General features: G+C 73.6%; 10 protein-coding genes and 1 CRISPR repeat array. Of the genes, 5 read left to right on the top strand and 5 right to left on the bottom strand.

Annotated elements, in window-relative coordinates:
• Positions 1-26 precede the first annotated feature (26 nt).
• A complete protein-coding gene (ssuE, locus tag ACIBPC_RS15510; RefSeq protein WP_398844677.1) occupies positions 27-587 on the top strand; it encodes an NADPH-dependent FMN reductase in 561 nt (186 codons plus the stop codon).
• A 13-nt stretch (positions 588-600) separates the two neighbouring features.
• On the opposite strand, the gene wrbA is transcribed toward ssuE, so the two are convergent.
• The gene (wrbA, locus tag ACIBPC_RS15505; RefSeq protein ID WP_362962489.1) at positions 601-1,215 is read right to left on the bottom strand and encodes an NAD(P)H:quinone oxidoreductase; all 615 of its coding nucleotides are present in this window, start codon (positions 1,213-1,215) and stop codon (positions 601-603) included.
• A 148-nt stretch (positions 1,216-1,363) separates the two neighbouring features.
• On the opposite strand from wrbA, the gene sigJ reads away from it, so the two are divergent.
• On the top strand, positions 1,364-2,299 hold the full coding sequence (gene sigJ, locus ACIBPC_RS15500) for an RNA polymerase sigma factor SigJ (RefSeq protein ID WP_398844674.1): 936 nt from the start codon (positions 1,364-1,366) through the stop codon (positions 2,297-2,299).
• 341 nt (positions 2,300-2,640) lie between these two features.
• On the opposite strand, the gene ACIBPC_RS15495 is transcribed toward sigJ, so the two are convergent.
• The 4 genes from ACIBPC_RS15495 to ACIBPC_RS15480 all read right to left on the bottom strand — a co-directional run bounded on the left by ACIBPC_RS15495 (position 2,641) and on the right by ACIBPC_RS15480 (position 12,489).
• A complete protein-coding gene (locus tag ACIBPC_RS15495; RefSeq protein WP_398844672.1) occupies positions 2,641-3,363 on the bottom strand; it encodes a MerR family transcriptional regulator in 723 nt (240 codons plus the stop codon).
• A 35-nt stretch (positions 3,364-3,398) separates the two neighbouring features.
• Complete coding sequence (locus ACIBPC_RS15490) at positions 3,399-4,901, bottom strand: PLP-dependent aminotransferase family protein (RefSeq protein WP_398844669.1); 1,503 nt, start codon at positions 4,899-4,901, stop codon at positions 3,399-3,401.
• A 402-nt stretch (positions 4,902-5,303) separates the two neighbouring features.
• Complete coding sequence (locus ACIBPC_RS15485) at positions 5,304-8,570, bottom strand: NACHT domain-containing protein (RefSeq protein ID WP_398844666.1); 3,267 nt, start codon at positions 8,568-8,570, stop codon at positions 5,304-5,306.
• Between the two features lie 238 nt (positions 8,571-8,808).
• Positions 8,809-9,577: a CRISPR direct-repeat array (repeat unit 23 nt; unit sequence CCGGGCTGACCGAGGATCGCAAC).
• 116 nt (positions 9,578-9,693) lie between these two features.
• Positions 9,694-12,489 carry a hypothetical protein gene (locus ACIBPC_RS15480; RefSeq protein WP_398844663.1) on the bottom strand — a complete coding sequence of 932 codons (2,796 nt, stop codon included), beginning with the start codon at positions 12,487-12,489 and terminating at the stop codon, positions 9,694-9,696.
• 189 nt (positions 12,490-12,678) lie between these two features.
• Here ACIBPC_RS15480 and ACIBPC_RS15475 point away from each other — a divergent pair, with 189 nt between their 5' ends.
• From ACIBPC_RS15475 to ACIBPC_RS15465, 3 genes are all read left to right on the top strand, one after another.
• Positions 12,679-13,392 (top strand): N-acetyltransferase, encoded by a 714-nt coding sequence (locus ACIBPC_RS15475; protein ID WP_362962475.1) that lies wholly within the window; start codon positions 12,679-12,681, stop codon positions 13,390-13,392.
• A 61-nt stretch (positions 13,393-13,453) separates the two neighbouring features.
• Positions 13,454-13,843: a CU044_2847 family protein gene (locus ACIBPC_RS15470; RefSeq protein WP_398844660.1), complete on the top strand. Its 390-nt coding sequence runs from the start codon at positions 13,454-13,456 to the stop codon at positions 13,841-13,843.
• Entirely contained in the window at positions 13,840-14,778 is a 939-nt protein-coding gene (locus ACIBPC_RS15465) for a trypsin-like peptidase domain-containing protein (RefSeq protein WP_398844657.1), read from the top strand. The genes ACIBPC_RS15470 and ACIBPC_RS15465 overlap by 4 nt, the downstream gene beginning before the upstream one ends.
• Positions 14,779-14,801: the final 23 nt, after the last annotated feature.

Raw genomic sequence — 14,801 nt, 5'->3', positions numbered from 1 at the left:
CGTCCGCCGCCCCGAGGGAGTGACCCATGGCCGTCGTCCTGTCCATCCAGGGAAGCCCGTCCCCCGTCTCCCGCACTGCCCGGCTGCTGCTGCATCTCGACGCCCGGCTCGCGCTCCAGGGCCACGACGTGGTGCCGCTGGACGTCCGGACCCTGCCGCCCGAGGCGCTGACCGGCGCCGACCCCGCGCACCCGGCGATCACCCGGGCCGCGGAACTGGTCGCGCGCGCTGACGGCGTGGTGGTGGGCACGCCGATCTACAAGGCCGCCTACTCGGGACTGCTCAAGTCGCTGTTCGACCTGCTCCCGCAGTACGCGCTGGCCGGCAAGACCGTCCTGCCCCTGGCGACCGGCGGCACGACGGCGCATGTCCTCGCGATCGACTACGCGCTGCGTCCCGTGCTGTCCGCGATGGGCGCGACGCACATCACTCCGGGCTGGTTCGTGCTCGACCGGGACATCACGGTGGCCGAGGAGGACGGCGCGGTGACGCTCGCGCCGTCCGCCGCCGGGCCGTTGGAGGAGGTGGTGGACGCGTTCGCGGCGCGCCTGCCCGCGCCCGCGCCGCAGCCCACCCCCCTGTCCTGACGCTGCTACCCGGTCAGGCGGTGGCGGCGCGCCCCGCCTTGAGGTGGGCCGCCGTCGTCACGGCGCGGCGCGCCTGGTGGCGCGCCGCCCGCAGGGCCACGTCCCCGGGCGGCCCGTCACCGGCGACGTGCGACGTGCCGTACGGGTTGCCCGACTCGAACTGGACCGGGTCCGTGTAGCCGGGCGGCACGATGATGCCGCCCCAGTGGTGGAACGTGTTGCCCAGCGCCAGCAGCGTGGACTCCTGCCCGCCGTGCGCGGTGTTGGACGCGGTGAACGCCGAGTACACCTTGTCGGCGAGCTTCCCCTGGAACCACAGCGGCCCCGCCGTGTCGAGGAACGCCCGCAACTGGCCGGCCGGGCTGCCGAAGCGCGTGGGTGTGCCGAACAGCACGGCGTCCGCCCACTCCAGGTCGTCGAGGGACGCCTCCCGGACACCGGCCGTGTCCCGCACATGCCGCGCCCACTCAGGCCTGGCGTCCACGGCCTCGGGCGGCGCGGTCTCCGCGACCCGCCGGAGCCGCACGTACGCCCCCGCCTCCTCCGCGCCCTCGGCGACGGCTCGCGCCAGGGCGTGCACGGTGCCCGTGGCACTGTAGTAGATGATCGCGGCGTTCACGGATTCCACGGCCGGCCCACTTTCCTCGGTGTCAGGTCCACCGGGTACGACGACACGGCCCCGGGAAATGTCAGGCGCCCCTCCGGCCTCACACTCCGGCGCGCCGCGTCGTCGTACCCGGTGGGGGAGAGGGACGACCGAGGGAGCCCGCCACACCATGACCGACCGCCAGGACCCCGCCCTGGACGTGCTCACGGCCGAGCGCCGCCAACTGACCAGCCTCGCCTACCGGCTGACCGGTTCCCTGGCCGACGCCGAGGACGTCGTCCAGGAGACGTACGCCCGCTGGTACGCCATGCCCCGGCCCCGGCGCGACGGCATCGCGTCGCCCGGCGCGTGGCTGACGACCGTGGCGAGCCGCATCTGCCTCGACCTGCTCGGCTCGGCGCGCGCCCGGCGCGAGCGGTACGTCGGGCAGTGGCTCCCCGAGCCGGTGCCCGGCGGGACGGCGTGGATCAGCGGGCGGTGGCGCGGCGGCGTGGCCGACCCGGCGGACCCGGCCGACCCGGCGGAACGGGTCACGCTCGACGAGTCGGTCAGCATGGCGTTCCTGGTGGTGCTGGACGCGATGACCCCGGCCGAGCGCGTCGCGTTCGTCCTGCACGACGTCTTCGGCTACCCCTTCGCGGACGTGGCGCGCGTCGTCGGCCGCACCCCGGCGGCCTGCCGCCAGCTGGCGTCGTCGGCACGCCGCCGCGTCCGCCCGGCGCGGGAGCGGCCCGTGACACCGGCGGCCCGGCACGCGGAGGTCGTCCGGGCGTTCAGACGGGCGTGGGAGGCGGGGGACATCGGCGCCCTCGTGGCCCTGCTCGCCCCCGACGCCACCGCGACGGGCGACGGCGGCGGGCTCGTCACGGCGGCGCCCCGCCCGGTCGAGGGCGCCGAACGGGTCGCGCGCTTCTTCGCCGAACGGGCGGGCGCGGTGTCGGGCGTGACGATGCTGGAGCGGGTGGTCAACGGGCAGCCGGGGCTGGTGGCGCGGAAGGGCGGCGCCACCGTCGCGGTGCTGGCCTTCGCCATCGCGGACGACCGCGTACGGCACATCTGGGCGGTGCTCAACCCGGAGAAGCTCAGGCCGTGGGCGGCGGACTGACGCGGACGCGCGAACGCGCCGGCCGCACCACAAGGGCGGACGTAGCCGTCGCCCGAGGCAGCGCGGTGATGGGCCCGAAGACGACGGGATCACCGGGCCGCACACCGCCAGGGTCCGTCTGCCGAGGAGTCGCCCCGCTCGTGACGTGCTCCCGGCCTGGTGGCTGGGCGGTGACCCAGGCACGCACGTCCGGCCGGACGCTCCCTTCGAAGACGGACCCTGGCGCTCGCCGGGAACTCCACCCGGACCGCCGGGCCGGAGCAGCACCGCCGGACGCCGGGTCCCCGGCCCCGCCACCGGAGAACGGACGGGCGGACGGGCCGCGCCCGCCGCCGCGCGGTTCAGGCCGCCGGGGTGAACAACTCGGCCAGCAGCTCCGCCCCTTCCTCCGGCGCCCGCACCTCCAGGTGCAGGTCAGGCCCGTCCAGGTGGAGGCGGAAGTCGAAGAACGCGCAGCACCCCTGCTCGGCCACCGCAAGCCCGGCGACCACCACCGTCCGCGCGGCGGGGACCGTCAGCCGCACACCCCCGGGGATGCCGCTGCGGCGCGCGCCGTCCAGCGCCTCGTGCCACGCCGCGACGCGCTCCGCCATGGCCCCACCGGTCAGCGAGCACGCCACCGGCACCGGCACCGGCACCGGCACCGGCAACGGCTCGGGCGCCGCGTGCAGCCCGCACCCCTCGTCGCACCGCCCCGCCCGCTCGGGCAGCGCGTCCAGCCGGTCGAGCGCCGCGCGCAACGAGGCGGCGAACGCCGCCAGTTCCGCACCCCGCCGCCCCGCCTCGGCCAGCCGCGCCGCGACCCGCGGCCGCAACTCCGCCCGCACCTCGGCGCACACCCCCGACTCCCACACCGACAGCAGCGCGCCGACCTCGTCCAGCGGCAGCCCGAGACCCTTCGCGGCGCCGACGAACGCGAGCCGTTCCACCGCCTCCTCGCCGTAGACGCGGTACCCGGCCGGGGAGCGCCCGGCGGGCAGCAGCCCGGCCGTCTCGTAGTACCGCAGCGTGGTCGCGGGAACGCCGGTCCGTGCCGCGAGCTGGGAGATCCGCATCGTCGCCATGCGGGAGACCGTAGACCTTCGACCCGGCTCGAAGGTCAAGCCACCCGTGCCAGCGCCTTCCCCAGGAGCGCGACACCCTCCGTGATGTCCGCCGTGCTGCTGCTCGCGTACCCCATCACCAGGCCCGGCGCGCCCGGCAGTTGGCGGTGCCAGGACAACGGGTGGGCCTTGACGCCGAGTTCGAGCGCCGCCTCGGCCAGCGTGCGGTCGTCCCACGGCGCGTGCCCGCCGAACGTCACCATCAGGTGCAGCCCGGCCGCCGCCCCGTGCACCACCGCTCCCGGCAGATGGGCCCGTACCGCCTCGATCATCACGTCACGGCGGCGCCGGTGCCGCGTGCGCAGTACCCGCAGGTGCCGCTCCAGCGCGCCCGACTCCATCAGCCGCGCCAGGACCAGCTGGGGCAGCGCCGCGTTCCCCAGATCGGCGAACCGTTTCGCCGTCACCAGCGCCTCGCGGTGGCGGGCGGGCGCGACGAGCCAGCCGATGCGCAGCGCGGGCGCCAGCAGCTTGGACACGCTCCCCGCGTAGCAGACCCGGTCGCCCAGCATGGCGCGCAGGGCGGGCGCGGGCGGGCGCCCGTAGCGGTGCTCCGCGTCGTAGTCGTCCTCCACGATCAGCCCGCCGTCCGCCGCCCAGCGCATCAGCGCGCGCCGCCGCTCACCGCCGAGCACCACGCCGGTCGGGAACTGGTGCGCGGGCGTGAGGAGTACGGCCCGCGCCCCGCACGCCAGCAGGTCGTCCACGCGGACGCCCTGCCCGTCCACGCGCACCGGCGGCGTCGTGAAGCCGCCCGCGACGAGGTGCTGCCGTACGCCCAGCGAGCCCGGCTCCTCGAAGGCCATGGCGGTGACGTCCTCCCGGCGCAGCACGTCGGCGATCAGGCCGATGCCCTGGGCGACGCCGGACGTGATGAGGATGTCCGCCGGGTCGCAGGCGATGCCGCGGTTGCGGGCGAGCCAGCGGGCCACGGCGCCGCGCAGTTCCGGCAGGCCGCGCGGGTCGCCGTACCGCAGGGACGCGGCGGGCATGTCGGTGAGGACGGCGCGTTCGGCGCGCAGCCAGGCGGCGCGGGGGAAGGCGGCGAGGTCGGGCGCGCCGGGGGAGAGGTCCACGCGGGCGGGGGCGGTCCGCAGGGCGTCGAACGCGGCGGGGCCCGGCGTCGCGGTGAACAGCAGCCCGCCGTCCGGGCGTTGCCGCGCGTCCCCGCCGTCGGGCGGGCTCACCGGCGCGGCGACGACGACCGTCCCGTTCCTGCCCCGCCCGGCGACATGCCCGTCCTCCGACAGCCGCTGGTAGGCCTCCGTCACCACGCCGCGCGACACGCGCAGTTCGGCGGCGAGCACGCGCGTGGCGGGGAGGCGGCTGCCGACCGGGAGCCGTCCGTCCGCTATCGCGCTCCGCAGCCGCCGGGCCAGCCACTCGGTGATCCCGCCGGGCGGCGCGTCGGCGGGGGAGAGCTGGAGGAAATCGGAACCGCCACCCCCGGGCGTGCCCGCTCCGGACCGGTCATCGGCGTCGTCTCTGCCCCTGTCCACCGAGGCATTCTGACCCCACCCCGCTCCCGATGACCACCCGCACAGGGCGGTCGGCGGGGTTCTCGAAGCGGGCCAGACCGCCCACCTCGTCCCCCGCAGCCCGGGTGCCCGTCACGCGCCCGCGTCACCACCGCCGCGACATGGCGGCGGGTGGACGTACGCGACTCTCCGAACGGCGGCACGTTCGACCACGGCTCGGTCTTCTTCCAGCCGGACAGCGAAACGGCGCGCGCTGCCCTCGCAGGGCAGACGCGGGTCCAACGGGCCATGAGCGGCAACGCGTTCATCGGCCGCCGTCTCCAACCGCTCCTGGCGGAAGCGGGGTTCGCCGACGTACGGGTGGCGCCGCGCACGGCGGACGACGACGGCCACCGCCCCCTGAACGGTGGGCTGCCGCCGGGTTCATTGACGCTGGATGAGGGCCTGGGGACCCAGTTCACGCCTCAGGCGGGTCCGCTCACGGGCGGAGCGGCAGACGATGGTGAGAGGCCGCCCGCGCAGGACGGAGAGATCGGCGCCGTTCATGGCCAGGCTCAACGAGAGTGTGCCGAGACGGGGCAGTTCGCCCAGGACCGTGAGGTCCCTGCACAAGGGCGTGTCCAAGTGCAGGCCTTCGAGCTGCGGAAGGCGCGCGAGGCCGGCGAGGTCGTCGATGGTCTCGCTCGACAGACGGAGGTCACGCAGATGCGGCAGGTCGCTGATCTCGTCAACCGCCGTGCCGCTGTTCTGCCCGAACAGGGTGAGCTGGGTCAACTGCGGCAGGCGGTCGAGCACAGACCTCAGTTCTCCCGGAGGGAGTGCGTCCGAGAAGCCCAGGTGCGTCAATGAGGACAGCCGGGGGAGCAAGGCGAGGAGCCGCGGCGGGAGGGGCGGGTATAGCCGCAGTTCGCGCAGCTTGGGGAGGGACAGCAGGGCTGTGTAGTCCTCCGCTTCCTGGTCGAGCCACAGTCGTTTGAGATCCGGGAGCGACCGCAGGAAGTCGATGTCGTCCAGTCGGCCGGGGCCCGACAGCACGAGGTAGTTCAGTCGGCTTAGCCCGGTGAGGGGCCGGGTGTCGGCGAATGCGGCCCTCGACCAGATTGCCAGATTTTCCAAGTGGTCCGACAACCCGTCCAGTGGTGACAGGTCGGAGATCGGCCCGGAGACCCAGAGGCGCGCCACGGCCGTCAGACCGGCCAGGGCCGCGCCCAGGTCGCGGACTTCGTCCAGGTGCACGAGATCGAAGCGCGGCGGCGGCGAGACCCGGCGCCAGGCATCGCATTCCGCTCTGGCGTTGATCCACGCCGCCGTCATGAACGTGTGCAGTGACGACAGGATCCGTCGGGCGTACGTATCCGGGGCGAAGTAGACGCTGTATTGGCTGAGTTCATGCTGCACCAGGTAGCGGGGATCAGCCGTGTACCTCTCCAGAACGTCCAGTGCCATATCGCCCCCGACGAGCGCGACGACCTGGACCACCGTGCGGGCGGTCACATCGGACAGGCCGGAGAGATCCGCCGGGGCATAGCGCAGGATCGGTGTCCCGACAGTCGCGAGCGAACGGGCCTCCGTCCGCCGCCGGGGTGGCATCAGCTTCGCTATATGCGCGTCGATACGGTCCCTGATGTCACGGTCCAGCGGGCCGGCGGTCTCCAGGCAGGACGCGGCCAGCAGCCGCAGCCTCCGTGCCTGCCCCGGCTCGGCGTCCGCACGGTCGAGAAGGCTCGTGAGGAGGCCGTTCCGGTCAGGCGCGTGGGCATGGCCCGCCGCCATGACGACGGTCTCCCGCCACGTGTCAAGGTGCGCCCGGTCCGTCAGGAAGCCCACGTCCCCCTGCTCGGCCGCCTCCCGCGCCGTCAGGTACTCCTGGAAGGTGCGGTGCACGAAGTCGATCCGGCCCACGCGGGGTTCCCTGACGACGCCGCTCCGGTCGATGAGGTGGTCGAGAAGTTCGGCGGGGACGATGTCCTCGCGGGACAGCGCGGCGACCCGTTCTCCCAGGCGTCGGACCGCCTCCGAACGTTCCAACTCGGTCCGGTTGTTGAGGGACAGCCGCCACGCCAGGTATTGCAACGCGTGCAGCTTCTCCCGGAGACTCAGCGACGGAGCCCGTCCGTCGCCGATGCCGCGTTCCGCGTCCCGTCGCCCCAGCATGAGGTGGAGCGTCGCCTCGTAGACGCTCATCCGGTCGAGTGGCAGGGCGGTGCGGCGGTCGAGGTTGAGGGCGCACAGCATCGCGCACAGCAGCGGGCTCGTCGCCAGGCCGCGCAGGTGCGGGCTCACCTCCAGGTGCCGCAGCAGGGCCCGTTGGAAGCCGGGGAGTTCGTCCGGATGACACGGCAACTGACCGGCGTCCCGGATCGCGGCGTACCAGTGCTCGACGAGCTGCCCGACCTGTCCCGGCCCCATGGGTTCGAGAAAGGTTGACGCGAACCCCTCGGGCGCGAGCCAGCGCGCTGCGGCGGCGGCAGGCCGTGAGGTGATCACCACCCGGATGGCGGGATAGGCGTGCAGCAGGCCGACCACCCATTCACGGGCGGCGCGCCGTTCCCGCGCCGGAAGTTCGTCCACCCCGTCCACCAGCAGCAGGGCGGCTCCGGAGGAGAGCTGACGGTGGACCCAGCCTTCCGGCATAAGACCGGCGATGGGATCGGCCGCGCCCTCCACCAGACGTTCGGGCGCCGGAAGGCGCGCGCCCACGTGGCTGCGCAGCCTCACGAGGAAGGGCACACTGCCGTTCCACGGTGCCAGGGGGCCGGTGAACGACCCGCGTGCCGCGTTCACGGCGAGCCACCGCAGCAGCGTCGTCTTGCCCGACCCGGCCTCGCCCCGGATCATGACGCGCCGGACGGCACCCAGCGCCGCTTCCACCCCGAGGGTGGCGTCAGCGGGGGAGTCGTCGCCGAGCAGGTCGCCCGCCCGCCATGCCTGGGAAGGCCCGCGCCGTGCGCCCTCGTCCTCGGACGACACCGTGAGGCTGATGTAGGCGACGCTGAGGGGGACACGGGGGCGGAAGCTGTGGACGTCGATGCCGAAGAGGTCCACCTCATCGAGCGTGGAGCTGAGGAGTTGCAGGTACCGCTCAAGGAACTGCTGGTCCAGGTCGGTGCCCTGCGGGGCCTGCAACGTCCGCACGGGCAGGCGTGACAGTACGGTCTCCACCTGCTCGGCAAGCGAGGACGTCCTGCTGAGGAGTTCGGCGACAGCGCGCGGGGCGAAGGGGGCGAGATGGACCACGAGCCGGGTGTAGACGGCGCAGCACTCGTCCAGCAGCCTTTCGTACAGCACCGCCGCCGGCTCTCCGAACGCGCGCCGGTCGGACACGCGCGGCAGCGCGCTCCTGAGGTGCCGGGCGAGCTTGACCGGCTCGGCGTCGGCCCGGAAGAACGCGTCGTCGGAGAGGTCGGCGGCGAGAAAGGTGTCCGCCACCGCATCGAGCACGGCCTGCCGTTCACCGTCGTCCAGGCCGGGCAGTTCGTGTCGGCAGAGGGGATCGAGGCGCAGAGCGACGGCGTCGATGATGGCGTCGATCTCACGGTGTAGACGGCGCCGCTTGAAGTCGTCACGGACGGAGACGTTCACCAACTCGGCAAGACCGAGACTGCGTTCCGCCTCACGTCGTCGACTCGCCAGGAGATGACGTACCGCCGGGGCCACCAACGTCCTGGCCAGGACTAAGGAATCGACCACCCGGGCAGTCTAGGAGACCGCCCCTCGTTCGGGGCGTCCTTCGCCCTGGGACAGGTAATCTCGGACCGGGCGGCGCCTCTGTCACACTGACCCCACACCACGCGACCCACTTCGGAACCTCAAGTGTGCCCAGAATCCCTGCACCGCACCGAAGAAAAATGCCCGGAATCACCAGATTCGAGAGAGCGGGCCGCTTCACTTCCCCACTACGCTACGCACAACACGCAGCTCACAAACCGTGGCGGTCACCCACCGGGCTGACCGAGGATCGCAACGCCGGGAAGAGAGAGGGCGACCGCGGTGTCGGCGGCGAGGTGGCGGTCACCCACCGGGCTGACCGAGGATCGCAACGCCCGTTCCAATGCCACCTGGTCAGTGCCGCCCGGGTGGCGGTCACCCACCGGGCTGACCGAGGATCGCAACGCCAAGTAGCGCCAGGCGCCATGACGTTCACGCACGGGGTGGCGGTCACCCTCCGGGCTGACCGAGGATCGCAACAACGGAGAGGCCGCCACCCTCTACCGGGAGGCCAGTGGCGGTCACCCTCCGGGCTGACCGAGGATCGCAACGGCATCCGCTTCCACGCGCCGACCAGCGCCACCAGCGCGTGGCGGTCACCCTCCGGGCTGACCGAGGATCGCAACATCCGGAGGTGAACAAGCAGCAGCTGGCCACCTGGGTGGTGGCGGTCACCCTCCGGGCTGACCGAGGATCGCAACCTGCGCAGCTTCAGGTACTCGTGGTCCAGCTCCACGTCGTGGCGGTCACCCTTCGGGCTGACCGAGGATCGCAACGTGTCGAAGGATCGGATGGTTGCGGGGCGGGCGGTGGTGGCGGGTGACCCTCCGGGCTGACCGAGGATCGCAACCAGACCATCGCGAACGTCAGCGACCTGTCGGGGCCAGTGGCGGTCACCCTCCGGGCTGACCGAGGATAGCAACACGCAGCGCCGCGTCGGCGCCTTCACCGCGTGGCGGTCACCGTCGGGGCTGGCCGAGGATTTTGACAAGCGCTGTCCGGAACATCACCACTGGATGTTCCAGGCGGTGGGTACCCCTCGGACTGGCTCAGCATCGCGACAAGGGGGGCGTCGGCTGTGGTGCCGGGGTGTGCGTCCTCGGTGTCAGACCTGCACGGTCAGTGGACTGTCGAGGGGTTCGTCCCGGACGCGCATGTTCTCCAGTACCCATGTCGCGTCCTCCGCGAAGTCCGTCGTCACCTTGCCGAGGTCCTCGTCGCGTGGTTCGGGGGGCAGGCCGAGTGGGTTGTCGGGGGATGGCGGCTCGCCCACCTCCTCCCAATACGGTGCGAAGTACGCCCGTACGCGCTCCGTCGCCGTCCGGGTCAGGTCGGTCAGCCCTTCCGCCTCGGCCTGGGCGAGCCGCCGCCGCAGGTGTCGGCACAGGCCGCGGTAGACGGACCGGCTGTACTCGTTCGGTGCCTGGTCCGGTACCTCCTGCTCGATGTTGTAGACCAGCCCGTACAGCACCGCCCGCGCCCAGATGTCGAACGCCAGCGCCTTCCGCCCGTCGTGCCAGGCGATGTCGCCCAGCGTCCGCGTGAGGTGGACGCGCAGCTCGTTGTCCTGCTGCTCGTCGATCCGCTCCGCCAGGCCGGGCAGGAGCGCCCCCGCGCGTTCCGGGTCGGGGTCGACGGCCAGCCACAGGTCCGCCTGCATCCACACGGCCCAGTTGCCCATCCACAACTCCGCCTCCCGTACGCACGCCTCCTCCGCCGCCCGCAGCCAGCCGAGTGCCGCCGCCCGGTCGGCCGCGCGGCGCGGCGTGCGGTACCAGGCCGTGTCGCCGCGCAGGCAGCACAGGAGGATGTGGATGCGCCGCAGCGGGTCGTCGTCCGGGACCTGGTCCCGCTGGAGGTCCAGCATGCGGCCGAGCCTGGCGAGCGCGCGGTCCGCCGCCCGCCACGTGTCCCGCCGCACCTCGCCGCCCATCATGGCCTGCCCCGGCACGTAGTTCGCGTGGAACTCCTCCAGGCATGTCACCCACTCCCGGTCCGGCGTCCCGTCGAGCTGGTCGAGCAGGGTGTGGAACGAGGCGAGCAGCCGTTCGGAGTAGACGGACGACGTCTCCGTGTCCCACCACCAGAAGGCTTCGAGGAACAGGCGGATCAGGGTCAGTCTGATCGGCGTGAAGTGGCGGGCGCTGAGCATCGCGGCGTGGTGCATCCACTCCTCCGAGTTGCGCTGCCACTCGGGGTCCTCGTACCGGGCGCCGACGATGTACGGCGAGTCGGTGTCGCGTTCCTGGTCGAGGTTGATCAGGTCGCGGTAGTACGCCTCGACGGGCCGATGCAGCTCCTCGTAGCGCAACGTGTCCTGCCGCAGGCGCGCTTCGACGTTCTCCCGCAGGAAGTCGTGCAGCCGCCAGCCGAGTTCGGCGTCGTCGTCGAACCAGGTGACGAACGACCGCGCGCTCAGCCAGTCGTACACCTGCCGCGCCTCCTGCTCGTCGAGCCCCGTCGCGGCGAGCACGCCGACCAGCAGGTCGGGCGTGCAGCGGCGGATGACGGCGAGCAGGTCGAAGATCTCGACCGGCGCCCCGGCCGGGCGCCCGAGCATGCGCCGCACGCTGGAGTCGATGAATGTCCGGATGGCGCCGACGCCCTGCGGCCCGTCCCACCGCTCGTCGCCGCCGAGGAGCGCGGCGCCGACTCGTTCCGGCGGCGCGTCGGGGGGCACGTCGCCCGCCGTGAGGATCTCGCAGCAGGTGACGACGCCGATGGGCAGGCCGTTCGTCGCGCCGAAGATCATCCGGGCGCAGTCGGCGGCGGTGTCCTCGCGCCATCCGGCGCGCCGCAGTTCGTGTACGACGTGGGTCGCCGTCTCGTCGCGAGTGAGGGCCGTGAGCCGGATCGGCGTCATGGCGAGCAGGCCGACGACCCGGCGGGCCCGTTCCTCCTCCCGCCGCGTCGCGGGGCGCCGCGCGAAGACGACGGTGTCGGCCTCGGTCAGGCTGAGGCATTCGGCGAGCCACTCGCCGACCGGGGTGGTCACCACGGTGTGCACGTCGTCCACCAGGACGGAGAGCGGGTGGCGCCGGGCGATGGTGTTCAGCACCTCCACCACCTGCCACTTCGCCTGGTCGAGTGCGTACAGCAGCGTGGCGCGCGCCTCCTCGAAGTCCCCGGCGAGGAAGACCCGTTGGACGGCGCCGCGCGCCGCGCGCAGCGTGTCGAGCGCCTCGCGGCCGAAGTCCGCGTCGATCCTGCCGGGCTCGCCCTCGGCCGGGTCGTACGCCTTGACGACGTCGTCCGCCATCGCGCTGATGAGGCGGTCGCACGCGCCCTGCGTCGACCGCAGGAACTCCAGCGTGTCCGGGTCGCTCTCCAGGGCCTGCGCGGTGACGAAGAGGACCACGTGCCGCCGCTGCCGGAGCCCGGCGTTGATCTCCTGGAGCAGCAGCGACTTGCCGCAGCCGCTGTCGGCGATGACGTCCCGGCGCGGGCGGCGCCCCGCGTCCACGGCGGTGAGCAGGTCCGTCACCTTCCGGCCGAGCGCCGCCGAGACAGGGCGGTGGTCACGCGGGAGTTGCGGCGCGTGGCGGGGGCCGGGGACCGCCGACACCCCTGCGGACGGCGGCGGTTCGAGTACGGGCGTCGCCTCGATCGCGGCGAACTCGTCCCTCAGACGAACGTGCGCCCCCGTGTACTCGCGGGTGATCAGCAGCGCGTCGGCCAGGGCGCCGATCGCCGCCCGCTGGTCGGGGCAGGCAAGGAAGGTGTCGACGATCGCCCGCAGGTGGTCACGCTGCCGGGCGCTCTCCGGCACGTCCGGACGGCCGGGGACCGACTCGGCGGCGAGCGCGACGAGTTGGCGGCGGAAGTCGAGCGAGTCGGCGCCGGGCACACCGGCGAGGACCGCGACCAGCCGTTCCCGTTCGGCGGAGCTGAACTGTCTCACCGGCAGCATCCTCCTCGGACATGGGGTGCCCCACCCGGCCGCGTCCACCGGCAAACCGGCCACCCCGTACGGGGGATACGACTAATATCACGCTCGGCTATCGGCCAGGCAGGTGTGTGTGCAAGCCTTGCCGCAGACGATCTGCCGTGCGCGACACGGCAGTTGGGGTAGTACGAGGGGGCGGCTGCCATGACGGGAGCTCAGACGCCTGCGGAGGGCGGGGACAGCCCGCGCATCCGCCGGATTGCGGCCGACGACCCGGAGTTCGACCAGCTCTACGCCGAGGTCCTGGCACCCGCCTTCACCCACGACGAGCTGTCCGACGCCGACGACCTCCGCCAGGTCACCGCCGACGGCACCACCCTCGTATGGGCGAGCGTCGCGCCGTCCGGGCAGGTGCTCGGCGCCGCCGTGTGGGAGTACGAGGCACGGTTCGACCTCGTGCTCCTCGCCTGGCTCGCCGTACGCCCCGGGCTGCGCGGCCGGTCGGTCGGCGGCCCGCTGCTGCGCGCCTCCCTGGACGCGTGCATCGCCGCCCACGCCCCCCGCCTGGCGCTGGCCGAGGTGTCCGACCCCGGCCGGCACACCGGCGACGAACTCCACGGCGACCCCGACGCCCGGCTGCGCTTCTACCGGCGCCACGGCGCGCGCACGCTCGACCTGCCGTACTTCCAGCCCGCGCTCGGCTCCGACCGCAAGCGGATCCCCGACCTCCTGCTGATGGTGCTCTGGGCCCACCCCGACCTCACCGCCGGCGGGACGGGCCTCGGCGACGTCACGGCGCTGCGCGCGTACCTGCGGTGGGCGCAGCGGGAGTGCGAGGGACAGGTGGGCACCGACGAGCAGGCGATGCGGCTGTGGCGGGCGCTGGAACGCCCCGGCGGGGTCCCGTTCCGCGACTGACCCGCGACGGGGCGGGCGGGTCGGACACGATGGCGGCGAGAACGTTCCGAGGAGGGGCGCAGTGACGACGACGGTACCGGTGCAACTGGCCAACGGCATGGTGATCCAGGTCGAGGTGACCGAGGCGGAGCCGCTCCTGCCCGGCGGCCGGGCGGTGGACGACTTCGTGAGCGGGGACGTCAGCACCCGCGAGGCGCTGTCCCGCGTGCGCGAGGCGGTGACGTACCAGCTGGACACCGTCCGCGAGTCGATCCGCGGCATCGCGGAGTGGGCTGCGGAGACGATGCACGACCACCTGCCGCGCCGTCCGGACGCCTTCGAGATCGAGTTCGGACTCAAACTCGCGGTCGAGTCCGGCGCGTTGACGAGCGTGATCGCCAAGGCCGGGGGCGAGGCGGCCCTCGTGGTGCGGATGACGTGGAACGCCGAGGGCGGGACGGCCGGCCCGTGACGGACCCGGCCCGCGACAGCGCGGTGTGGCTGTCGGACGACGACGGCCTCGTCGGCTGCGGCTTCTTCCTCGCCCCCGGCGTCGTGCTGACGGCCGCCCACGTGGCCGCCGCCGCGCGCGGCCCGCTCCTCGTACGGTGGGGCGGGCGTACGGCGGTGACCGGCGGGCGGCGGCTCTTCCCGGCCGTACGCGGCGACGGCGCCCACTGGGCCCACCCCGACCTGGCCCTCGTCGCGGTTCCCGGCGCGCCGGGGGAGCACCGCGCGCCGCGGCTGGCGGCCGGGGACGACGTGCCACCGGGGACGGCCGTGCGGGTGTGGGGGTACTCGACGCGCACGCCCAGCCCCGGCGTCCAGCCCGACGCGCTGCTGCTGCGGGTGTCCGGGCCCGCCGGTGACTACGTGCGGGTGGCGGGCGACGCGGTGCTCGACGGCTTCAGCGGCAGCGTGGTCGTGCGGCAGGACGACGGCGCGGTCTGCGGCGTGCTCAAGGCGTTCCGCAAGGTCAGCGGCGTCATGGACGGCGGCTGGTACACGCCGCTCGCGGCGCTGCGGAAGGAACTGCCCGGCGACGACCCGCTGTTCGGCCTGCTCCCGCCGCCCACCGCCGTACGGGCCGCGCCGCCGCCGTACGCCGGACCGCGCCGCCTGACCGCCGCCGCCCGGCTGCGACTGGCCAAGGCGTTCGAGGCGGTGCCCGGCATGGACGACCCGGAGTTCCGCCGCAGGGTGCTGCGCGACGTCGAGGAGGAACTCGGCACGACCCTCCACGTGCCGCACCAGTCGGAGACGCGCGGCCACGTCCTCGCGATGGTGGACGCGCTGCGCGCCCACGACGACCCGCCGCGGGCGCGCCAGGCGTTCACGGACGTGGTGGCCGTCCTGCGCCCCGGCGCGGCGGCGCGCTTCGGCGGCGCGCTCGAAGCGGACCTCTGACCCGCCGCGGCCGATCGGGGCCC

It is taken from the genome of Streptomyces sp. NPDC049879 (genome assembly GCF_044461265.1).
Taxonomy (GTDB): Bacteria; Actinomycetota; Actinomycetes; order Streptomycetales; family Streptomycetaceae; genus Streptomyces.
Note: the sequence above shows the minus strand (reverse complement) of the source record. Positions and strands in the feature narration are given on the sequence as shown.

Excerpts from the sequence above, each read along its gene's own strand:
- ssuE (WP_398844677.1), top strand. The coding sequence starts at position 27 with ATGGCCGTCGTCCTGTCCATCCAGGGAAGCCCGTCCCCCGTCTCCCGC.
- sigJ (WP_398844674.1), top strand. The coding sequence starts at position 1,364 with ATGACCGACCGCCAGGACCCCGCCCTGGACGTGCTCACGGCCGAGCGC.
- ACIBPC_RS15495 (WP_398844672.1), bottom strand. The coding sequence starts at position 3,363 with ATGGCGACGATGCGGATCTCCCAGCTCGCGGCACGGACCGGCGTTCCC.
- ACIBPC_RS15475 (WP_362962475.1), top strand. The coding sequence starts at position 12,679 with ATGACGGGAGCTCAGACGCCTGCGGAGGGCGGGGACAGCCCGCGCATC.